This window comes from Marinobacter sp. es.042 (assembly GCF_900188315.1).
Taxonomy (GTDB): domain Bacteria; phylum Pseudomonadota; class Gammaproteobacteria; order Pseudomonadales; family Oleiphilaceae; genus Marinobacter.
Window position 1 is genome coordinate 1,002,643 of record NZ_LT897781.1, and the last position, 21,147, is coordinate 1,023,789.

The 21,147-nt window shown below is 53.3% G+C and carries 16 protein-coding genes; 15 read left to right on the forward strand and 1 reads right to left on the reverse strand.

Annotation, left to right across the window (positions count from 1 at the left end; translation table 11 throughout):
* Positions 1-24 precede the first annotated feature (24 nt).
* The 8 genes from CFB02_RS04870 (at position 25) to prpD (ending at position 11,050) form a co-directional block, all read left to right on the forward strand.
* Complete coding sequence (locus CFB02_RS04870) at positions 25-1,611, forward strand: glucan biosynthesis protein (protein WP_172835799.1); 1,587 nt, start codon at positions 25-27, stop codon at positions 1,609-1,611.
* Positions 1,612-1,722: 111 nt separating this feature from the next.
* Positions 1,723-2,403: a GntR family transcriptional regulator gene (locus tag CFB02_RS04875; RefSeq protein ID WP_088557100.1), complete on the forward strand. Its 681-nt coding sequence runs from the start codon at positions 1,723-1,725 to the stop codon at positions 2,401-2,403.
* A gap of 75 nt (positions 2,404-2,478) precedes the next feature.
* A complete protein-coding gene (gene prpB, locus CFB02_RS04880; RefSeq protein ID WP_088557101.1) occupies positions 2,479-3,366 on the forward strand; it encodes a methylisocitrate lyase in 888 nt (295 codons plus the stop codon).
* A 134-nt stretch (positions 3,367-3,500) separates the two neighbouring features.
* Positions 3,501-4,631: a 2-methylcitrate synthase gene (prpC, locus tag CFB02_RS04885; protein WP_088557102.1), complete on the forward strand. Its 1,131-nt coding sequence runs from the start codon at positions 3,501-3,503 to the stop codon at positions 4,629-4,631.
* Positions 4,632-4,701: 70 nt separating this feature from the next.
* Entirely contained in the window at positions 4,702-7,299 is a 2,598-nt protein-coding gene (gene acnD / locus CFB02_RS04890) for a Fe/S-dependent 2-methylisocitrate dehydratase AcnD (protein ID WP_088557103.1), read from the forward strand.
* Between the two features lie 111 nt (positions 7,300-7,410).
* The gene (gene prpF / locus CFB02_RS04895) at positions 7,411-8,589 is read left to right on the forward strand and encodes a 2-methylaconitate cis-trans isomerase PrpF (protein WP_088557104.1); all 1,179 of its coding nucleotides are present in this window, start codon (positions 7,411-7,413) and stop codon (positions 8,587-8,589) included.
* Positions 8,590-8,776: 187 nt separating this feature from the next.
* Positions 8,777-9,427 (forward strand): PEP-CTERM sorting domain-containing protein, encoded by a 651-nt coding sequence (locus CFB02_RS04900; RefSeq protein ID WP_088557105.1) that lies wholly within the window; start codon positions 8,777-8,779, stop codon positions 9,425-9,427.
* Positions 9,428-9,565: 138 nt separating this feature from the next.
* A complete protein-coding gene (gene prpD / locus CFB02_RS04905; RefSeq protein ID WP_088557106.1) occupies positions 9,566-11,050 on the forward strand; it encodes a 2-methylcitrate dehydratase in 1,485 nt (494 codons plus the stop codon).
* Between the two features lies 1 nt (position 11,051).
* On the opposite strand, the gene CFB02_RS04910 is transcribed toward prpD, so the two are convergent.
* Complete coding sequence (locus CFB02_RS04910) at positions 11,052-13,031, reverse strand: PA14 domain-containing protein (protein ID WP_088557107.1); 1,980 nt, start codon at positions 13,029-13,031, stop codon at positions 11,052-11,054.
* A gap of 379 nt (positions 13,032-13,410) precedes the next feature.
* On the opposite strand from CFB02_RS04910, the gene CFB02_RS18305 reads away from it, so the two are divergent.
* From CFB02_RS18305 to CFB02_RS04945, 7 genes are all read left to right on the forward strand, one after another.
* Positions 13,411-14,094, forward strand: coding sequence for a PEP-CTERM sorting domain-containing protein (locus tag CFB02_RS18305; RefSeq protein ID WP_088557108.1), 684 nt, complete (start codon positions 13,411-13,413; stop codon positions 14,092-14,094).
* Between the two features lie 190 nt (positions 14,095-14,284).
* A complete protein-coding gene (locus CFB02_RS04920) occupies positions 14,285-15,697 on the forward strand; it encodes a TIGR03013 family XrtA/PEP-CTERM system glycosyltransferase (protein ID WP_088557109.1) in 1,413 nt (470 codons plus the stop codon).
* Positions 15,698-15,757: 60 nt separating this feature from the next.
* On the forward strand, positions 15,758-16,402 hold the full coding sequence (locus CFB02_RS04925; RefSeq protein ID WP_088557110.1) for an XrtA/PEP-CTERM system exopolysaccharide export protein: 645 nt from the start codon (positions 15,758-15,760) through the stop codon (positions 16,400-16,402).
* A gap of 51 nt (positions 16,403-16,453) precedes the next feature.
* Positions 16,454-17,980: an XrtA system polysaccharide chain length determinant gene (locus CFB02_RS04930; protein ID WP_088557111.1), complete on the forward strand. Its 1,527-nt coding sequence runs from the start codon at positions 16,454-16,456 to the stop codon at positions 17,978-17,980.
* Positions 17,980-18,912, forward strand: coding sequence for a polysaccharide biosynthesis protein (locus CFB02_RS04935; RefSeq protein WP_088557112.1), 933 nt, complete (start codon positions 17,980-17,982; stop codon positions 18,910-18,912). The genes CFB02_RS04930 and CFB02_RS04935 overlap by 1 nt, the downstream gene beginning before the upstream one ends.
* On the forward strand, positions 18,845-20,191 hold the full coding sequence (locus tag CFB02_RS04940; RefSeq protein ID WP_227519320.1) for an outer membrane beta-barrel protein: 1,347 nt from the start codon (positions 18,845-18,847) through the stop codon (positions 20,189-20,191). Before CFB02_RS04935 ends, CFB02_RS04940 begins: the two co-directional genes overlap by 68 nt.
* A 22-nt stretch (positions 20,192-20,213) precedes the next feature.
* Positions 20,214-21,101, forward strand: coding sequence for an XrtA system polysaccharide deacetylase (locus CFB02_RS04945; protein ID WP_088559168.1), 888 nt, complete (start codon positions 20,214-20,216; stop codon positions 21,099-21,101).
* The last annotated feature ends 46 nt before the right edge of the window (positions 21,102-21,147 follow it).

The window sequence follows — 21,147 nt, forward strand, 5'->3', positions numbered from 1 at the left end:
CCCGGTATAGGAGGGGCGAGAACAATGGACAGACGAACGCTGATCAAGGGGCTGGTAGCACTGGTAAGTGCCGGCGTGTTACCACTGTCGCCCCTTGTGAAAGGTGCCGGCCTTAAACCAGTAGCTGGCAGCAGTCCCCGTGCCTTCAGCTACGCCTGGCTCAAAGGTCGGGCCCGGGCACTGGCAGCTGAGGCGTATGTCTCCCATAAAGATGAATTGCCCCAATCCCTGAAATCCATTTCCTGGGACGACTACCAGGCTATCGCCTTCAGGCCCGACCGCGCGCTCTGGCGCGACGACGATACTGCTTTCCAGATCCAGCTCTTCCATCTTGGCCTGTACTTCCAGCAACCCGTCAGAATCCATGAAGTCATCGATGGCGAGGCGGCTGAGTTGGCCTATCAACAGGATCTGTTCCGGTACAACGGCGATCAGCCCCTGGGCGATTTGCCAGAAGACCTGGGCTACGCCGGTTTTCGGATCCACTACCATAAAAACTTTGCCCTGGATCTCGCCGCCTTCCTGGGCGCCAGCTATTTTCGGGCGGTGGGCGCAGAGATGCAGTACGGCCTGTCGGCCAGAGGGCTGGCCATTGATACCGGCATGGACCGCAAAGAAGAGTTTCCCAGGTTTTCCGAGTTCTGGCTGGAGAAACCGGCCCCGGGCAGCCAGCTACTTAGGGTGTGGGCTCTGCTGGATTCTCCCAGCACCACCGGCGCCTACGCATTCGTGCTGGACCCCGGGCGCAACATGGTCATGGACGTGGATGTAGCGCTTTACCCCAGAACGGAAATCACGAGGGCAGGGATTGCGCCGCTCACCAGCATGTACCAGGTGGGTGAAAATGACGATCGGATGGGCTACGACTGGCGGCCGGAAATACACGATTCCGACGGCCTGGCCATACGCAACGGCAACGGCGAGTGGTTGTGGCGGCCGTTGGTGAATCCCGTCAATCTCCGGTTCAACAGTTTCCAGGATAACAACCCCGTCGGCTTCGGCCTGTTGCAGCGCGACAGGAATTTCGACCACTACCAGGATGATGGCGTGTTTTACGATCGCCGGCCCAGCCTTTGGGTGGAGCCCCGGGGAGACTGGGGGCGGGGCAGTGTTGATCTGGTGGAAATCCCTACCGTGGATGAGACCTTCGACAACATCGTCGCCTTCTGGCACCCGCAGGAACCTCTGTTGCCAGGCCGGGAATACCTCTACAGCTACCGCCTGCACTGGGGCGAGCACGCTCCGTTGCAACCTTATGAATTAGCCACGGTGCAGGCAACCAGGACCGGGCTGGGCGGTGTCGTGGGCCAGAAGCGCACCTATTTCTCTTGGCGCTTTGCCGTTGATTTCGCCGGCGGCGCGCTTGAAATGCTCGCCAAGGATGCTGAGGTAGAGCCGGTCATAACCGTGAGCCGCGGAGAGGTTGAAATCACTTCCGCAAGACCATTGTCTGCAATCGACGGCTACCGGGCCATGTTTGACCTTGTGCCGGATGACTCCATTGCACCAATCAATATCCGCCTGTACCTCAGGCTGGGCGGCGAGACGCTGACGGAGACCTGGCTATATCAATACACACCGCCACCGGTTGCCGAACGCCAGATCTATTGATTGATTACATCTATTGTAAACAATCACGCACTCAATTTGGCCAATATTGTTGACAATATGACCGCTCAGGCGTAGCTTTGCTCAAAATCAACCCGGTTTTGTTGACAACCTATGGCTGAGTTACTGTCTACCACCTACACCCGCGCCGATGAGGCGTTTGATTGTCTGCAAACGGCAATCGTCAAAGGGGAACTGGCGCCCGGCGAGAAGATTGGCGAACTGGAGCTTTGTTCCCGCTTTAACCTCACGCGCGGCCCGCTCCGGGAAGCGCTGGGTCGTCTTGAATCCCGCGGCCTTCTGGTGCGCCGTCCCCACGCCGGCGTCAAGGTGGTTTCAGTCAGCGCCTCCGAGTTAATGGAGCTCTACCGCATACGCGAAGTCATGGAGGGGCTGGCCGCTCGACAGGCCGCCGAGCGCATGACCGACCAGGAAATTGCCGACCTTCAGGCCACCCTCGACACCCACGAACGCATGATCGACGAAGCCCAGGGCCAGGCCTATTACCAGGCCGAAGGGGATTACGACTTCCACCACAGAATCGCCACCGGAAGCCGCAATACCAAACTTGCCCAGATGCTGCTGGGTGATCTTTATTACATGGTACGGATGTACCGATATCGTCTTAGCACCTCCACCGGGCGCCCCCAGCGTGCGCTCGGTGAACACCGTCGTATCGTCGAGGCCATCGCTCAGCGCGATGGCGAACTCGCCGAATTTCTGATGAAACGCCATATCAACGCAGCAAGACAGAACATCGAGAAAAAGATCGAGGAAGGCGAGCTCACAATTTGAACAAGGGGTCTGACCCCGGGGGTCAGACCCCCATTTCACGCACAAATTTACGAATAACCAAGAGAGGCCAACACCATGTCCAACAAACTCAGCCCCGGCGCCCGCTTCCGCAAGGCGCTCAAAGATAATCAGCCCCTGCAGATTGTCGGCACCATCAACGCCTACGCCGCCATGATGGCCGAGAAAGTCGGCCACCAGGCCATTTATCTTTCCGGCGGCGGCGTCGCTAACGCTTCCTATGGTCTGCCGGATCTGGGCATGACCTCCATGAACGATGTGGTTGAAGACGTTCGCCGTATTACCGCAGCTACCGACGTACCGCTGCTGGTGGACATCGACACCGGCTGGGGTGGCGCCTTCAACATTGGCCGTACCATCCGCGAGATGGAGCGTGCCGGAGCAGCCGCTGTCCACATTGAAGACCAGGTTGCCCAGAAGCGCTGTGGTCACCGCCCGAACAAGGAAATTGTCTCCCAGGAAGAAATGGTCGACCGCATCAAGGCCGCCGTGGATGCCCGTGAAGACAAAGACTTCTTTATCATGGCCCGTACCGACGCGTTCCAAAAAGAGGGCCTCGAAGCCGCTATCGAGCGCGCCAAGGCCTGCATCGAAGCCGGCGCCGACGGCATCTTTGCCGAAGCGGTCACGGAGCTCGAGCACTACAAAGCCTTTTCGGAAGCCCTGGACGTGCCCATCCTGGCCAACATCACCGAATTTGGTGCCACACCGCTATACAACCGCAAGGAACTGGCCGAAGCCGGCGCCGACATGGTTCTGTATCCGCTCAGCGCCTTCCGCGCCATGAACAAGGCCGCCCTGACTGTCTACCAGAACATCCTGGAGAAGGGCGACCAGAAAGACGTGGTTGACCTGATGCAGACTCGGATGGAGCTATACGATTTCCTGAACTACCACGATTTCGAGCAGAAGCTGGACCAACTGTTCCAGCAGAGCAAAGGCTAACAACGGAACCTGGGGTCAGAAGAACGCCTTCTTCTGACCCCGCCTTCACAAGACTGAGAATGAGCTGAAACTGGGGTCAGAAGAAAGCGTTCTTCCGACCCCGCCTTCAGGCTCCAATAAGATGGGAGACAACAATGGCTGAAGCAAAACAACTAAGCGGTGCAGGCCTCCGTGGCCAGGTAGCTGGTGAAACCGCCCTGTGCACCGTCGGCAAAAGCGGCGCCGGCCTGACATACCGCGGCTATGACATCGCAGATCTGGCTGAGAAGGCCCAGTTTGAAGAAATCGCTTACCTTCTGCTTCGGGGCAAACTGCCAAATCGGCAGGAGCTGGATACCTATACCAAAAAACTCCAGAGCCTGCGTGGCCTGCCGGCTGCCCTGAAAACCGTGCTTGAGCAGATCCCCAAAGACGCGCACCCGATGGATGTGATGCGTACCGGCTGCTCCATGCTGGGCAACCTGGAAACCGAAGAAGATTTCAGCGAGCAGGACGACAAGATCGACCGCATGCTGGCGGTGTTCCCGTCCATCATCACTTACTGGTACCGCTTCGCCCACGAAGGCGTCCGGATCGAAACCGAGAGCGACGTGGATTCCATCGGCGGCCATTTCCTGGAGCTGCTTCACGGCAAGAAGCCCAGCGAGCTGCACGAGCGCGTGATGAACGTCTCTCTGATCCTGTACGCAGAGCACGAATTCAACGCCTCCACGTTCACTGCCCGAGTCTGTGCGTCCACCTTGTCTGACATTCACAGCTGTGTGACCGGTGCGATCGGTTCACTGCGCGGTCCTCTGCACGGCGGTGCCAACGAGGCCGCCATGGCGCTGATCCAGAAGTTCAAGACCCCGGAAGAGGCGGAAGAAGGCCTGATGGGCATGCTCGAGCGGAAAGAAAAGATCATGGGCTTCGGTCACGCGATCTATAAAGAGTCCGACCCGCGGAACGCCATCATCAAACAGTGGTCCAAGAAGCTGGCTGAAGAAGTGGGCGATACCGTGCTGTATCCGGTATCCGAGCGCTGTGAAGCGGTTATGTGGCGCGAGAAGAAGCTGTTCTGTAACGCGGACTTCTTCCATGCATCCGCCTACCACTTCATGGGCATTCCAACCGAACTGTTTACACCGATCTTCGTGATGTCCCGGGTATCCGGCTGGACCGCCCACGTGAAAGAGCAGCGTGAGAACAACCGCATCATTCGCCCAAGCGCCGATTACACCGGCCCGGCGGATGCCAATTGGGTGCCAATCGACGAGCGGCCGTAACCCTCAGGATGAAAAAGGGGTCTGACCCTGCAGGGTCAGACCCCATCTTCACATTACCGAGTTGCTGACCATGAATACTGAATACCGCAAACCCCTACCAGGCACCGACCTGGACTATTTCGATACTCGCCAGGCCGTGGAAGACATCCAGGCCGGCGCGTACGACAAGCTCCCGTACACCTCCAAGATCCTGGCTGAGCAACTGGTTCGCCGGTGCGATCCCGAGGTGCTGACGGATTCCCTGAAACAGCTGATCGAACGCAAGCGCGACCTGGATTTCCCCTGGTATCCCGCACGCGTGGTATGCCACGATATTCTCGGCCAGACTGCTCTAGTGGATCTGGCAGGTTTGCGTGACGCCATTGCCGAGAAGGGCGGTGACCCCGCCAAGGTGAACCCGGTAGTGCCCACACAGCTGATCGTGGATCACTCGCTGGCCGTTGAGCACGCGGGTTTCGAGAAGGACGCGTTCGAGAAGAACCGTGAGATTGAAGACCGTCGAAACGATGACCGTTTCCACTTCATCAACTGGACCAAGACCGCGTTCAAAAACGTAGACGTGATCCCTCCCGGCAACGGCATCATGCACCAGATTAACCTGGAAAAGATGTCTCCGGTGGTTCAGAACCGTGACGGTGTAGCTTTCCCGGATACCTGTGTCGGCACTGACAGCCACACCCCGATGGTTGATGCTCTGGGTGTCATCTCTGTCGGCGTTGGTGGCCTGGAAGCCGAGAGCGTTATGTTGGGGCGTGCCTCCATGATGCGCCTGCCGGATATCGTGGGCGTTGAACTGACTGGCAAGCTGCAGCCGGGTATCACCAGTACCGACATGGTCCTGGCCATCACCGAGTTCCTGCGCAAGGAGAAAGTGGTAGGCGCTTACCTGGAGTTCTATGGCGAAGGCGCAGACAGCCTGAGCGTGGGCGACCGCGCCACCATCTCCAACATGACTCCGGAGTATGGTGCCACCGCAGCGATGTTCTACATCGACGGTCAGACCATCGACTACCTGAAGCTGACCGGCCGTGAGGACGATCAGGTGGCCCTGGTCGAGAAATTCGCCAAGGAAACCGGTCTCTGGGCAGACAGCATGAAAAACGCGGAATACGAGCGCGTGCTGAAGTTTGACCTGTCCAAAGTCACTCGCACACTGGCTGGCCCCTCCAACCCTCATGCGCACCTGCCCACCTCCGAGCTGGCAGCGCGTGGCATTGCCGGTGAATGGGAACAGGAAGAGGGCAAAATGCCGGATGGCGCCTGCATCATCGCCGCCATCACCAGCTGCACGAATACCAGTAACCCCCGCAACATGGTGGCTGCAGGCCTGATTGCCCGCAACGCCAACAAGCTGGGCCTGACCCGGAAGCCCTGGGTGAAAACTTCCCTGGCGCCGGGCTCCAAAACCGTCAAGATGTACCTGGAAGAGGCCAAACTCCTGCCTGAGCTGGAACAACTCGGCTTCGGCGTGGTGGCTTTTGCCTGCACCACCTGTAACGGCATGAGCGGTGCCCTGGATCCGAAGATCGCGCAGGAAATCATGGATCGCGATCTGTTTTCCACCGCCGTGCTTTCCGGTAACCGGAACTTCGACGGCCGGATTCACCCATACGCCAAGCAGGCGTTCCTCGCGTCGCCACCGCTGGTGGTTGCCTATGCGATTGCGGGTACCATCCGTTTCGATATCGAGAAAGATGCCCTGGGCTACGATCAAGACGGCAACCCCGTCACCCTGAAGGACATTTGGCCGGACGATGCGGAAATCGATGCCATCGTGAAATCCAGCGTGAAGCCGGAACAGTTCCGCAGCACTTACATCCCGATGTTCGACATTACTCGGGATGCCCAGGCGAACACCAACCCGCTGTATGAGTGGCGTCCCCAGAGCACCTACATCCGTCGCCCGCCGTATTGGGAAGGTGGCATGGTAGGTGAGAAAACGCTCAAGGGCATGCGCCCGCTGGCTGTGTTGCCGGACAACATCACCACCGACCACCTGTCGCCCTCAAACGCGATCATGATGAACAGTGCCGCTGGTGAGTACCTGCACAAGATGGGCGTGCCGGAGGAAGACTTTAACTCCTACGCAACCCACCGTGGTGATCACCTGACAGCACAGCGCGCTACGTTTGCCAACCCCAAACTGTTCAACGAAATGGTTCGGGATGAAAACGGCAACGTGAAGCAGGGTTCCCTCGCCCGCATCGAGCCGGAAGGCAAGGTTGTCCGCATGTGGGAAGCCATCGAAACCTACATGGAGCGCAAGCAGCCACTGATCATCATCGCCGGTGCTGATTACGGGCAGGGCTCCTCCCGTGACTGGGCCGCCAAGGGCGTCGCACTGGCAGGTGTAGAAGCCATCGTGGCCGAGGGCTTCGAGCGGATTCACCGCACCAACCTGATCGGTATGGGGGTTATGCCCCTGCAGTTCGAGGAAGGCACAACCCGCAAGACTCTCGGCATCGACGGCACCGAAACCTACGATGTGGAAGGCACCCCGGCGCCCCGCGCCGAGCTCACGCTGGTCATCCATCGGAAGAACGGCAGCACGGAGCGCATTCCGGTAATCTGCCGCCTGGATACCGCTGAAGAAGTGTCTATCTACAGCGCCGGTGGAGTGTTGCAGCGGTTTGCCGAGGATTTCCTGCAGTCCGAAGGGGCGGCGTGAAAATGGGGTCAGAAGAAAAGTTCTTCTGACCCCAACTTCACCAACGCCAAACAAGGGGTCAGAAGAAAGCCTTCTTCTGACCCCATCTTCACGGATACAGAGAGTAAAACCATGCCCCACGCTCCCCAGATCAAAATCCCCGCCACCTACATGCGTGGTGGAACCTCAAAAGGCGTTTTCTTCCGGCTGAAGGATTTGCCGGAAGCCTGCCAGAGCCCGGGCGAAGCCCGGGACAAACTCCTGCTGCGAGTGATCGGCAGCCCCGACCCCTACCAGAAGCAAATCGACGGCATGGGCGGCGCTACCTCCAGCACCAGCAAGACTGTGATCCTGGCAGAACCCACCCAGCCGGATCACGACGTCGACTACCTGTTCGGCCAGGTCTCCATCGACAAGCCCTTTGTGGACTGGAGTGGCAACTGCGGCAACCTCACGGCAGCCGTAGGCGCTTTCGCCATCAATAGTGGCTTCGTTGCCAAAGACCGTATTCCGGAAAATGGCACCTGCACCGTGCGCATCTGGCAGGCCAACATCAACAAAACAATCGTTGCCCACGTGCCCATCACCAACGGTGAAGTGCAGGAAACCGGCGATTTCGAGCTCGACGGCGTGACCTTCCCGGCCGCGGAAGTGCAGGTGGAATTCATGGACCCGGCCGACGGCGAAGGTTCCATGTTCCCGACCGGCAACCTGGTAGACGACCTGGAAGTGCCCGGTGTCGGAACCCTGAAAGCCACTATGATCAATGCCGGTATCCCGACCATCTTCGTGAACGCTGAAGACATCGGGTACAAAGGCACGGAGCTGCAGGACGACATTAACTCCGATCCCAAAGCCCTGGCGATGTTCGAAACCATCCGGGCCTACGGCGCGGTAAAAATGGGGCTGATCAAGAACATTGAAGAAGCCGCGAATCGACAGCACACCCCGAAAGTGGCCTTCGTGGCGAAGCCTTCGGATTACGTTTCTTCAAGCGGCAAGAACATCGGGGCAGGGGATGTGGATGTCCTGGTCCGAGCTCTGTCCATGGGCAAGCTCCACCACGCCATGATGGGTACGGCAGCTGTCGCCATTGCTACGGCATCCGCCGTTCCCGGAACCCTCGTAAACCTTGCGGCAGGCGGTGGCGACAGAACCCATGTGACCTTTGGTCACCCATCAGGCACTTTGCGTGTAGGGGCAGAAGCGAAGGAAGTGAATGGTCAGTGGACCGCAACCAAAGCCATTATGAGCCGCAGTGCGCGGGTTTTGATGGAAGGTTGGGTGAGGGTGCCTGGGGACAGCTTTTAAGCTTCTCCAATGTCAGCTTTATTTACATCGTGTTTTGCCAATGAACATGTGTAGTCAATAAGCTGCTGTTTTCAGTGTTATCCGTCGTTCATGGCGCGCGATTTGCGCATTGTTTACCCCGGTTCTCTCGCGAGAACTCTGATAAGCAGGAATGAATCCTGACAAACAGGACTAATAGGGTCACGCTATGAAGTATGGAAAACTCCTCACCGCAGCTGCAGCGGCCGGTTTATTGGCCAGTGGCAGCGCCAATGCCCTTCTGATTACTGTTGAAGCCGGCGGCGTATACAACAGTAGTGTTGCAGGCGCCACCGAAATCGATTTCAGCAGTGGCTGTAGTTACGCAGGAGGCTGCACAGGAAGCTACGATGTTGTCACAGGAAGCCAGAGCGGCCAGTATGCGGCGCCTTTCAATCTGGGACCCGACAATGAGTATCTGACCGTGCCCGAGCCTTACACCAACGGTGTGTCGGCGACTCTGGATCCAGGCGGTTCATACAACTATTTCGGCTTGTTCTGGGGTTCAATCGACAACTATAACTCGATCAAGTTCTCTAACTCGGTGTCTGGTGACAACTGGCTTGTTACCGGGTCGCAACTTCAGGCCGTCGATCCCGACATTCTGGTTGAGGGCAATCAGGTTAACCTGAACGATAACCGCTATGTGAACTTCTTCTTCGGTTCAGAGCTTTTCGACACCATTGAGTTGATCAGCACAGGCAAAGCATTTGAGACCGACAACCATGCGTTTGCAAGCGTTCCCGAGCCTGGAACCCTTGCGCTGCTTGGCTTGGGCCTCGCAGGCCTCGGTTTGAGCAGAAGAAAGCGTCAAGCCTGATCTGAGAAATAGTGCCGGGTATCGAAGCCATTTGGTATCCGGCACCACCCTTCAATTTATCTCCTTTGATCTTTGGGCCTTGTTGCCCGGTGGGCTAGGCTTAATTGAGCAGACACCAAAATCGAAGGAGCCGCTGCCATGTCAGCAACATTCGATCTCAATGAACGCCCTGAGTACGATGAAGTCCTGCAGGAAATCGCGGATTATGTACTGGCCTACGAAGTAACCAGCGAAGAAGCCTGGAAGACCGCCCGCTACTGCCTGATGGACACCCTCGGCTGCGGTTTGCTTGCGCTTCGGTTTCCTGAATGCACCAAACACCTCGGTCCCATAGTCGAAGGCACAACTGTACCTCAAGGGGCCCGTGTGCCCGGCACCTCATACCGGCTGGACCCGGTGAAAGCTGCCTGGGACATCGGTTGCATCATCCGCTGGCTGGATTACAACGACACCTGGCTGGCGGCAGAGTGGGGGCATCCATCAGACAACCTGGGAGCCATATTGGCTGTGGCGGATCATCTATCCCAGAAGCGTGTATCAGAAGGCAAAGAGCCCCTCACCATGCGCGTGGTGTTGGAATCGATGATTATGGCCCATGAGATACAGGGCGTTCTTGCGCTTGAGAATTCTTTTAACCGCGTTGGGCTTGATCATGTTCTTCTGGTTAAGGTGGCATCAACAGCGGTGTCAGCGAAGTTGATGGGGGCAAACCGGGAGCAGATGCTTTCCGCACTGTCTCACGCCTGGGTCGATGGACAGGCCCTGCGAACATATCGCCACGCGCCCAACGCAGGATCACGAAAATCGTGGGCAGCTGGGGACGCAACGTCAAGGGCTGTCAGGCTGGCTGACATTGCGATGCGAGGCGAAATGGGGATACCCGGTGTTCTGACAGCGCCTCAGTGGGGCTTTTACGATGTTCTGTTTAGCAAAACCAACAAGGATCAGAAAATTAAACCTGAAGGGGAACGAGCGCTTTCAATCCCACAGGAATTCGGCTCCTATGTGATGGAGAACATACTGTTCAAGATTTCCTTCCCGGCTGAGTTTCATGCACAAACGGCTGCGGAGGCGGCAGTGACCCTTCATCCGGAAGTAAAAAACCGCCTTGATGACATCGATAAAATTGTAATCACCACCCATGAATCAGCCATCCGGATTATTTCAAAAGTTGGCAAACTCGCGAACGCCGCAGACAGGGATCACTGCCTGCAGTACATGACTGCTGTGCCACTCATCTTCGGAAGTCTGCAAGCCGAGCATTATGAGGACGACTTCCACGAGGCGAATCCGATTATTGATAGGCTTCGGAACAAAATGGAGGTGGTTGAGGATGAGCGCTATACGAGGGAATACCTCGAGCCCGAAAAACGTTCGATTGCCAATGCTATTCAAGTTTTCTTCAAGGATGGCTCCAGCAGCGAAAACGTAGCTGTGGAGTACCCCATCGGTCATCGACGGCGTCGTGAGGAAGGCATTCCGTTGCTACGGGAAAAATACAGTACTAACTTATCAACACGTTTCCCCGCGCAAAGACGTGACGCTATCCTGAAGCTATGTAATGACCAAAAAACATTGGAGAGCACCCCGGTTCAGCAATTCATGGATCTGTTCGTTATTTGAATTACTGAACCTGCTTACTGGCCACATCGGAATACTCACTGGCCAGGCCGTTGGTATCTATAACTCTGATTGAGAAGTACCAGATACCAGCGGCCAGTCCGGTTATCTCTGTGCTCGTCTCAGCTCCGTCGACCATCATGGAGTTATCAAGATTTGTGGGGGACGTTCCATAAGCTATCTCGTAACTGTCGATTTCGCTCAATGGTATGGAACTGCCATCTACTCGAGTCAATGGAGCCGTCCAGGTCAGTGTCGCTTTAGAGGTTGTGGGGGGCGGAGAAACACTTGTTTCGCCATCGTCGACAGTGGGGCTTTCTGGGGAAGCCTGAGGCTCCAGGGTCCAGGGACTCACGGAAGTCTGAAATGCTCCCAGGTTGGTCACTCCTCCGTTGTTATTGATATCGGAAGCATCGTTGCTCCAGGGTGAGAGGCCATTCCTAAGTTCCCAAGTATCGGGTATCCCATCACTGTCAGAATCCGTGGTTGCTGGCATACTTAGATCTGGAGACCTGACAACATTGCTTATTATAAGGTTGCTGCCCGTTGAATCGTCACTAATCGAGAGCTCGGCAACGGCCAACCCACCACGCTCGTAGTATTCCATTAATAAGTCGACATTTTGCTGCGGTTGTAGCGGTAAGGTTTTTGTGTAGGTAGTTGCGCCTTGGTCTAGCCAAGCCGAAATTTGCTGCTCGCCGTCAATATAAAGCCTTGCGCCATCATCAACCCGAATTCTGAAAGTGTAGTTTCTGCTGCTGCTCGAGTGGGGTGCTACAAATTGACCGTACCATCTGGCGCTGAAATTATCGTTCGATTGTCTATCTACAAATGAACCTGTACCAGCTGAATACTGAATGGCCTGGTCCTGTCGAGCCAGTAGGAAATTATCGAAGTTCCTTCCCTCAAAATACTGACCTACAAAGCCTCGCGTATAGTTCAGCTGGACGGTTTCAGCAGGGAAGGATTGAGCATCGTTCAGGTCGGTTTCTGCAATGAATTCATCAAGGTTGCTGACCCCATCATCATCCAGATCTTCTTGAGCATCGGATGGATTCAGGGGGTCTAATGAAGAGGCGTACTCGGCTCCATCCGGGATGCCGTCGCCATCGGAGTCGGGATTATTTTCCATTGTACCCAGTAAAAATTCGTCTGCTGCAACCAGTAGATCGTTGTCAGGATCGGAATTTGCGTCATCTGGATCTTCGGGGTTTAAGCCATGCACTGTTTCCCAGTTGTCGTATATGCCGTCCTGATCGCCATCAAGCGGAGGGTATTCTGGATTGAAAGCCAGGCCTTCCGATCCATCAAGGAAACCGACAGAGTACCCAAGCCTGAAACTCGCCTCAGAACCGGCTCCCTCATCGGCGGAAGAAGTCTCTCCTGCGTAGCTGGCAATGTTCTGTCCAGCAATAATTTCGCGGCTAAAGCTTGGGCCTTCCCAGGCAACGCTAAAATGGTCGCCGCCTCCACCTTCTTTATGAATGATCTCAAAGTAATATCTTTTTCCAACATTAAGTTCTATCGAGCCCGAGCTCTGAGAGCTGTATTTGGAGTATTCCAAAACATTCGTCCAGCCGGTCACCTCGGCCACTTTGCTTTTCTTGGAAGGATCGGATGATGGGCTTAGCCAAAATTCGGTCTGGTCATCGCCGCTTACAAAGAATCGATAGAGACCTGTCTCAGGGGCGATAATGTACCCCCGCACAAAGCTTCCGTAATTATCTCCCCTCCCTGTTGGCCCCCTGAGCTCGCCGAGCATCTGAGTCACATCGGGGCTATCAGGAAATGCTTCATAAGACGTAAGCGCTTGGACGCTGGTGCCAGATAGGTTGTCCCATAAAAAGACCTGAACCTCTCCCAGAGTACTCGTAGAGGGGAGTGCAGCAGTAGGCGGGAGTCTGTTCGGGTCTTGAGGAGGCCAGCTCTGGCATCCTGTGATCAGCGCAACGGAACACGCCAGTGACAGTTTATGGCGAAGCATTTTGACTCTCCCTGAAAGCGTTATTCGCTGGATACCGAAAGTATTGTTTCGAGAGAACCATCTCGCCACTTGAACGAAGGAACATTTTGGAATGTGAAGGAGACGCTTAGAATGGAATCAACGCTAGTCAAACCAAGACGGTGGTATACCTTTACACTGGAAACCGTGAAAACACCTGTCTCGTGTTAAACATCAGGCGAGTCGGATTGCAAGGTGTATCGATTCACTCACGAAATCCGAAAAACTGTCAGTAAAATTTACAAATCTGCAATTAGAATTTTTTAACTAGCTGATTCATAATGTTTTTATTTCTTGGCACGCGACCTGCTTGAACATAGTCAGCATATTCAAAAGAAGTAGGTGTAAAAGGAGCAGTTCAATGAAATTGATTTCGAAGTTGCTAGCAGTCGGCTTGTTTTCAGCCAGTATTTCCTTCGCGCATGCCACACCTGTGAGTGTTTTTGACCTGAAAACCGATTCGGGTGCCGATGTTTTTAAAGCTACCGAAAAAGATGGGGCCTTCTACGACACGGGCGCTTCGTTTGCCACCCTTAACGACGTTGATGGAACAAACGATTCGGCAGGCGCTTTCCTGCTTTTTGAGTTTGCCGGATTTTCCGCGGCAAATAATTTTGGCATCTACGATATTAACGATACCAGCCAGATGCTCCAGGTGTTTTCCGGTGCAGACAGCTCCGGAGGATTGCAGGTCGAGTTCGACCTTGAGGCAGGTACTGCAAAGGTCGGCGATGCATCGGCCAAAATTGGATCTACGTTCGGTTTCTATCTGCAGCGTGGAGACACTACCTTCTACTCCGATGCCAGTATGAATGGTGGAGTAGATATGACCCGGATCTTCGACGTCACTGGCAGCGGGAACACCGCGTTTTATGGCAGCTCACTGATATTAGGATTTGAAGATCTTATTAATGGTGATTTTGACTACAACGACTTGATTGTTGGCATTTCCGATGTTCAGGCAGTGCCCGAGCCCGGAACGCTCGCACTGTTGGGCCTCGGCGTATTGGGTTTGGGCATGGCTCGTCGTCGCAGATCAGCCTGAAGCCCTTAAGCATCAAAGACCTCGTTGAAGCTTTAGGCGGGGTCTTTTTGCTTAAGGGGGCCTTAGGCGGGCACCGAAGAGTCTCACGGTTGATTGCAGTATCATTAAAATGCAGTAAACTCTGTCCAGTGTATTATCTGCCGCATCGGATGCGCAGAAGCGTTTACATTGGACAGCAAAAGGAGTTGGCGTGGCCCACGTCAGATTGTTCAGGCACTACATCCATGTTCCCTTTGTTATTCTGGGCCTCATCGACCTAATTGTACTGGTCTCAAGCTTCTCTCTGGCTGCTTTTTTTCGCCACTTTGGTGAAGTCTCGTTCTTTCTAGAGAGCTACCTCTTTCTCCTGCCCTCGGCGCTTGTTTTCGGGCTGGTAAACCTTTTGATCATGATCTCGCTGGGCGTGCATCAATCCCGTTTGGATGAGGGCATGTCCGGAATGATGCTGAGGACTATTTTCGCCCTCATCATCGGCGTTCCCGCCTCTGCATTTATTTACATTCTATCGAACGACTGGCTCTGGTATTTGGGCTTCACAGATTTACTGACTTCTGCTTCTGTCTTCGGTTTCTTTCTTCTGGGCGTTTGCCGCTGGATGTTTTTTGCTCTGGCGGGGAAGGACGCATTTAAAAGAAAAGTACTCGTGCTCGGTGCTGGACACAGGGCTCGGCAGATTCACGAAGACCTGACAACTCCCTTTAACCGGAAAGGTTTTATTCTCCAGGGGTTTGTCCCGCTGCCAGGCGAGCCTGTTGAGATTCCTGAAGAACATCTGCTGCGCTTGCCCGCTTCCCTGCATCAATACGTATTGAAGAATCCCGTTCAGGAGATAGTTGTTGCCGTTGATGACAGGCGCAAAGGTCTTCCAATGGAAGATCTCCTGGAGTGCAAAATGGAAGGGGTCCGAATAGTGGACGGCGCTACTTTCTATGAGAGAGAGTCGAGAAAAGTGGCTTTGGAAATGGTGACACGGGGATGGCTGGTATTTTCTGACGGCTTCAATCTTTCGTCGGTGTCCGGATTTGGCAAACGGTCTTTAGATATCCTGGCTTCTTCCGTGCTGTTAGTTGCGGGCTTGCCGCTGATGCTGCTAACGGTTATTGCTATCAAGATTGAGGACGGCCTCAAAGCCCCCGTCTTATATAGCCAGGAACGTGTGGGGTTGAATGGAAAGGGCTTTAAAGTTTACAAGTTCCGCTCAATGATTACCGATGCTGAAAAGCATGGAGCTGTCTGGGCCAGCCAGAATGATGCAAGGGTAACCAAAGTTGGTGAAATCATTCGTAAAATACGCGTTGATGAGTTGCCGCAGATATTCAATGTATTGAATGGCACCATGGCCTTTGTCGGGCCCCGCCCCGAACGCCCTGTTTTTGTTAAGCAACTTTCGGAGAAAATTCCTTTCTATGACGAGCGCCACAGGGTGAAGCCTGGTTTAACGGGCTGGGCCCAGTTGTGTTTCGCCTACGCCGACAATGAGGAAGACACCCGAGAGAAGCTTCGTTACGACCTTTATTACATCAAGAATCAAAGTATGTTGCTCGATTTGTTGATTATAATTCAGACAGTGGAAGTGGTATTGTTCAAGAAGGGATCCAGATAGCTCTGAGCCTGCTTGAGCTGCTAAATGGAAACCCATAAGGAACTTTGGAGAGTAATTACAATGTCAATTAAATACTCAATCCCTGGATTAGTCGCGTGTCTTGCAATTCTGACGTTCGGTTCGGGTTGTGCCGGGCCAACAGTCTCGACACCCGAGCAGATAGAGCGAGCTCTGGCGGTTGATACAACGGATTCCGTTGATGAATACGTGCTAGGGGCAACAGACGTTGTTCGGGTTTCGGTCTGGCGTAACGAGGATCTAAGCATCTCTGTGCCCGTGCGGCCTGATGGCAAAATATCGGTGCCACTGGTTGGCGATGTTCAGGCATCCGGGCGTACCCCCGAAACACTTGCGAACGATATTGAGAACAGCCTGTCAGCTTACATTAGGGAACCTCAGGTCAGTATCGTCGTTACCAGCATGGGTAGTCACGAATTCACAGAGCGTGTCCGTGTTACAGGCGCTGTTCAGCAACCAACGTCGGTGCCCCATCGGGCTGGTATGACAGTACTTGATATGGTGCTCACTTCCGGTGGTGTAACCCCGTTTGCAGATGCGAATAATTCGGTGCTCTATCGGGTTCTTGGTGATGAGGTTGTCGCTATTCCTGTGCGTTTGGACGAGATCCTCTCCCGAGGGGATGTATCAACAAACTACAGGTTGAGGCCTGGAGACATTCTCACGATACCCGAGAGAAGTCTCTAAAGCAGTCTTTGCTCAAGTTGCAATTTCGTTTTTGAACAACGGATATCCCACATGGCTCTTCCTATAAACCAGTTGCCGAAAGAAATCATCAGAGAGGTGCGCGCTCACAAATGGCTGGCCTTTCTCATGTTTTCGTTAGTCAGTTTTGGCGTTTTGGCAGCCGGCTTTTTATGGCCTTATAAATACCAATCCGAAGTTATTATATTTATTGATGATAGAAACATCATCCAGCCATTGATGGACGGTCGAGCAGTAGCGACGGAGGTCAGTGAGGAGATCTCAGCTGCACGAGAGTTGCTTGCATCTCGATTTGTTTTAGAGGGTATCGCTCTAGATCCGGATGTTTTCGAGGATGAGGGCAAGACTGTTGCGCCGGAGGCTTTGGAAGAAAGGATCGAGGGGTTGAGGAAAAGCATGAAAGTTGGCCAGAGAGGCGACAATTACTTCAGTATCGGCTACTCATCTTCCTCACCACTAAAAACTTTCAGGATAGCGCAAAAGTTGGGTCAGGCATTTATTGAGGAGAATGCCAGGCGTAAACGAGATGAAAGCCGGTCAGCTTATGACTTCATTGATAAACAAGTTAAAAATTACGAAGCGCAAATAGCCGAGGTCGAATCAAAGTTGAAACAGTTCCTGTCCGAAAATGTGGACGGAACTGAAGCTGACGCTAACTCTCGTCTATCGAATCTACAAAGTAGGCTTGAGTTGGCTCAACTGGACAAGGAGGAATTGGAGACTCGGGCGAATTCGCTACAAAGAGAGCTAAGTGCAATCAGCCCGACGATAAGGCAAGGTCTTACAGTAGATGCTTACAAGCAACGTATTGACTCAATGAAAGAGCAGTTGGATTCGCTCAGACTTCGGTACCATGATACGTATCCCGATATTGTGATCCTCCGCGAACAGATTCAGGAGTTGGAAAAACAGCGTGCACAGTCGCAGGAAGACCAAGAGCCGACGAATGGCTCCTCCGGAGCAGAGAGTGCCCCAAATCCGGTATACCAAGATGTCCGGTCTGAACTGGTCAAGACGAACACGGATGCTCAAACGGTGGAGACAAGGATTCGATCTATTGAGCGTCTTATCGTGGAGCAAAAACGTCGTATGGAGCGCATTCAGGAGAATAAGGCGCAATATTCAGAGCTTACACGGGACATGGAAGTAAATAAGGAAATTTATAATGATCTTCTTCAGCGCCGGGAAAAAGCACGGGTGTCAATGCGACTGGACATTGAAGGTCAGGGGCTGAGTTATAAAATTAATGAGGCCGCGCAATTTCCAACAAGTCCCACGGGGCCGAATTTCTCAATGTTTGCAATTTCCGGGCTGTTTCTCGGTGCCGTTGCACCTTTTGGTGCATTGGCCGGCTTGTTACAGATTGATCCTCGCATTCGTTCCCGCGAGCAACTAGAAGATATACTGGATATTCCTATTCTGGAGCATTTGCCAGATGTTCGGACACCGTTTGAAAAACGCCGTGACAGAAGAGTCACTAGAGCGGTTATTGTAATGGCAATCCTTGTAGCAGCTGCCTATGTAGCCGTCGCCCTCGCTGCAATATTTGGAGTTATCTAATGACTGATTCCAAAGCAGATAATGACAGAAATGGGAAAACAGATAGCGGCGTACTTTCAGATTTTGAAAAGTGGAAATCAGAAAAGCTGGGCAAAGAAGGTGATACCGCTTCTAAGTCAGGTTCGCAAACAGAAAGTAGCCAGTCAGAAATGGTTACCCGCGGCGAGGGCCGGATTACGGAGTGGGATGATTCAAGAATGCTTGTGCCAAGTTCTCTTGAGCTCGGAGCAGGAAGCGTAGATAGGTATGTCATCAGCAAGCAGATAGCTCGAATGCAAGAGCCTCGTCGCCTGACATCAGATGACCTTGAAGAGAGAAGAATAGTTTATCCGGAATCTCCGAACCGCAAACTCGTCAATCATTTTCGAAACCTCCGCACCAAGCTGCTTGAAAAATCCGGAGGCAACAATTTTACTTTGGTAGTTAGTGGAGCCTGCGAGGGCGCAGGCTCGTCCTTTGTTGCAATGAACTTGGCCGCCGCATTTGCATTCGATGAGGCCAAAACTGCATTGATCATAGATTGCAACCTCCGGGAGCCGGCGCTGCATTCCATGCTGGATATAATGCCTGACTCTGGCCTAACAGACTTTCTTGACGATGCGAATTACGACATTGGACGCATTCTTTATCCCACTGGAATACCTAGGCTAAGGCTGATACCGGCCGGCAGCCGGAGAGAAACGCCTAGCGAATTTTTCACATCGTTTCGCATGAAACAGTTTCTTCAAGCTGTTCGTCGCCGGTATCCGGATCGCTTTGTCGTTTTAGATACTGCACCAATAACTGAGTCCCCGGATGCGAGGATACTAACCGAACTCTGCGATTTTGCCATGCTCGTGATTCCTCATGCAGGAATGACCGCAGATGGCATTGAAAACGCTGCGGGTGCCTTCAATTCTGAAAAGTTCGTTGGAGCTGTTATTAATGGCTAGTTTTTGCTTGCCAGGAAAGCGCCTTTCCCTGCTCATTGTAGGATTCTTATGCTTTGATCTGCTGGCTAATTCTGCATCAGCTGCACCACTTACTCTATCAGGCGGGTTAATAAACAAACTCAGTGACAACACTGCGCAGTCATCAAGCAACGAAATAACCGATATTGAAACTCGGGCAAACCTGAGGGTATCGCACCTAAGCGATCCAGGCCGTTGCTCATCCGAGACTCTTGCAGATCTTGGCTATGGAATTTGGCATGAAAAAACCTTCGATCCGGAGACCTATACCTCCCTGGACTTCCAGGGGGGTTGCGACTTAGGGCGTGGATTTAGTTGGGAGTTATCTGACAACCTACGAGATGTTGCTCTGGACTCCGGAGGCACAGATACACCAGACAATACAACACGGAAAAACGTATTCAGAACAGGGCCTTCTTACACTCTGTCATTTACCCAGATCGACCAACTCCAGCTATCGGCCAAATACGAAAACACCGAGTTTAGCGAACCGGAAGAGGCAGATAGCGAAAGATACGTTGCATCTGCAGCTTGGAATCACCTGTTCAGCCAATCGCTTTCTGCGGGGATCTCCCTTTCAACTAATCAGGCAGAGTTTGATACCGGTGCTGAAATTGACACCGATGTGGCCAGCGTGATCTTTTCGAAAACCTGGTCGACAACACGTATTGCTGGAAGCCTTGGGGTTAGCCAAATAGAGAGTGATTTCGGAGGGAGTAGCCAATCCAGCGACGGATGGGTAGGTAACATTGAGCTGGAGCGTGACATTAATCCAGTTACCCTCTTTTATTTGAACGCAAGTCGAGAGTTTACAGACCAAACCTCTGATTTCGATATTCGATTTGGTGAATTTGTTTTTGACCTGCGAGAACTCAGCGAAGTCGAAGTAACGGCCATTGATACTGGTGTAAGAAGACGGTTCAAGGACGCATCGCAACTTGAAATAAGCGTATTTGCCAATCGTGCTGATTACATTAGAGCAAACGAAACTGAAGATGGACTCGGTCTTTCAATCGGTTATCGCCGTCCGGTCATCCCATTGTTGACCTTTAATTCAACACTCAGATACCAATACGAAACGTTTGACGTGGACAACGTTGATCAGGAAACCGCGAGCCTGGACGCTGCGCTGACTTATGAACTAACTCGGGATCTCGGTATCACGGGCAGGATTGGCCATACCACCAGAACAAGTGATGCACCTACAAGCGAATATGAAGAGAACTGGATATTGATAGGACTGGATTACCGTTTCTTCTGAGCCACTGCATTCTTAAATATTGATGTTCCATACCCGGAGTACCAAGGAAGTGAGACAAAACGCCCTGACTATTGATGTAGAGGACTATTTTCAGGTCGCCGCGCTCGCTGAAGCCGTTGATCGTGATGATTGGCCCTCCATGGAATATCGAGTTGAAGCCAATACTGAACGGTTGCTGCAGTTGTTTGAAGATCGCAACGTAAGAGCAACTTTCTTCACCCTGGGCTGGGTGGCGGAGCGCTCACCGGAGCTTGTGAGGAAGATTCAGAAAGCAGGTCACGAGATCGCCAGTCACGGTTATAGCCACCAACTGGTCTATACACAAAGCCCTGAAGTGTTTCGTGAAGAAACGCGCAAGTCCAAACGTATTCTGGAAGACATTACTGGTGCGCCTATCACGGGTTACAGGGCTGCGAGCTATTCCATTACTGCACAATCCCGCTGGGCGTTGGATATTCTGTGTGATGAAGGGTTTACCTGGGACTCTTCCATTTTTCCGGTTCATCACGATCGCTACGGCATGCCTGGCACCCCGCACGAGCCTTATCTTCTCAAAGCCCCTAACGGCCGGACCCTTACCGAGTTTCCTCTGTCTACCTGCCCCATCGGTAAGTATCGGCTGCCTGTTGCAGGCGGTGGTTATTTCCGCTTGTTCCCCTACTGGCTGAGCCACTGGGGGCTGGGCAGAATCAACAGAGCAGGGCAGCCCTTTATCTTTTACCTCCACCCCTGGGAAATTGATACAGGACAACCAAGACTGAAAGTCAAAGCATTCTCTCGCTTTCGGCATTACAACAACCTGGATAAATGTATGGGGAGGCTTGAGCGCCTGCTTACAGATTTCCGGTTTGGCTCCGTCTCTGATGTCTTGTCCGAGATGGATATTTCCACCAAAGCTGTTGCTGTCTGAGAATGTGCCAGTAGCTACTGTTTGAGAGCTTTCTAAGGATAGTTTG

Excerpts from the sequence above, each read along its gene's own strand:
- prpD (WP_088557106.1), top strand. The coding sequence starts at position 9,566 with ATGTCAGCAACATTCGATCTCAATGAACGCCCTGAGTACGATGAAGTC.
- CFB02_RS04930 (WP_088557111.1), top strand. The coding sequence starts at position 16,454 with ATGGCTCTTCCTATAAACCAGTTGCCGAAAGAAATCATCAGAGAGGTG.
- CFB02_RS04940 (WP_227519320.1), top strand. The coding sequence starts at position 18,845 with ATGGCATTGAAAACGCTGCGGGTGCCTTCAATTCTGAAAAGTTCGTTG.
- CFB02_RS04900 (WP_088557105.1), top strand. The coding sequence starts at position 8,777 with ATGAAGTATGGAAAACTCCTCACCGCAGCTGCAGCGGCCGGTTTATTG.
- CFB02_RS04870 (WP_172835799.1), top strand. The coding sequence starts at position 25 with ATGGACAGACGAACGCTGATCAAGGGGCTGGTAGCACTGGTAAGTGCC.
- prpB (WP_088557101.1), top strand. The coding sequence starts at position 2,479 with ATGTCCAACAAACTCAGCCCCGGCGCCCGCTTCCGCAAGGCGCTCAAA.
- prpF (WP_088557104.1), top strand. The coding sequence starts at position 7,411 with ATGCCCCACGCTCCCCAGATCAAAATCCCCGCCACCTACATGCGTGGT.
- CFB02_RS04935 (WP_088557112.1), top strand. The coding sequence starts at position 17,980 with ATGACTGATTCCAAAGCAGATAATGACAGAAATGGGAAAACAGATAGC.
- acnD (WP_088557103.1), top strand. The coding sequence starts at position 4,702 with ATGAATACTGAATACCGCAAACCCCTACCAGGCACCGACCTGGACTAT.
- CFB02_RS04910 (WP_088557107.1), bottom strand. The coding sequence starts at position 13,031 with ATGCTTCGCCATAAACTGTCACTGGCGTGTTCCGTTGCGCTGATCACA.
- CFB02_RS18305 (WP_088557108.1), top strand. The coding sequence starts at position 13,411 with ATGAAATTGATTTCGAAGTTGCTAGCAGTCGGCTTGTTTTCAGCCAGT.
- CFB02_RS04875 (WP_088557100.1), top strand. The coding sequence starts at position 1,723 with ATGGCTGAGTTACTGTCTACCACCTACACCCGCGCCGATGAGGCGTTT.
- CFB02_RS04945 (WP_088559168.1), top strand. The coding sequence starts at position 20,214 with ATGTTCCATACCCGGAGTACCAAGGAAGTGAGACAAAACGCCCTGACT.
- CFB02_RS04925 (WP_088557110.1), top strand. The coding sequence starts at position 15,758 with ATGTCAATTAAATACTCAATCCCTGGATTAGTCGCGTGTCTTGCAATT.
- prpC (WP_088557102.1), top strand. The coding sequence starts at position 3,501 with ATGGCTGAAGCAAAACAACTAAGCGGTGCAGGCCTCCGTGGCCAGGTA.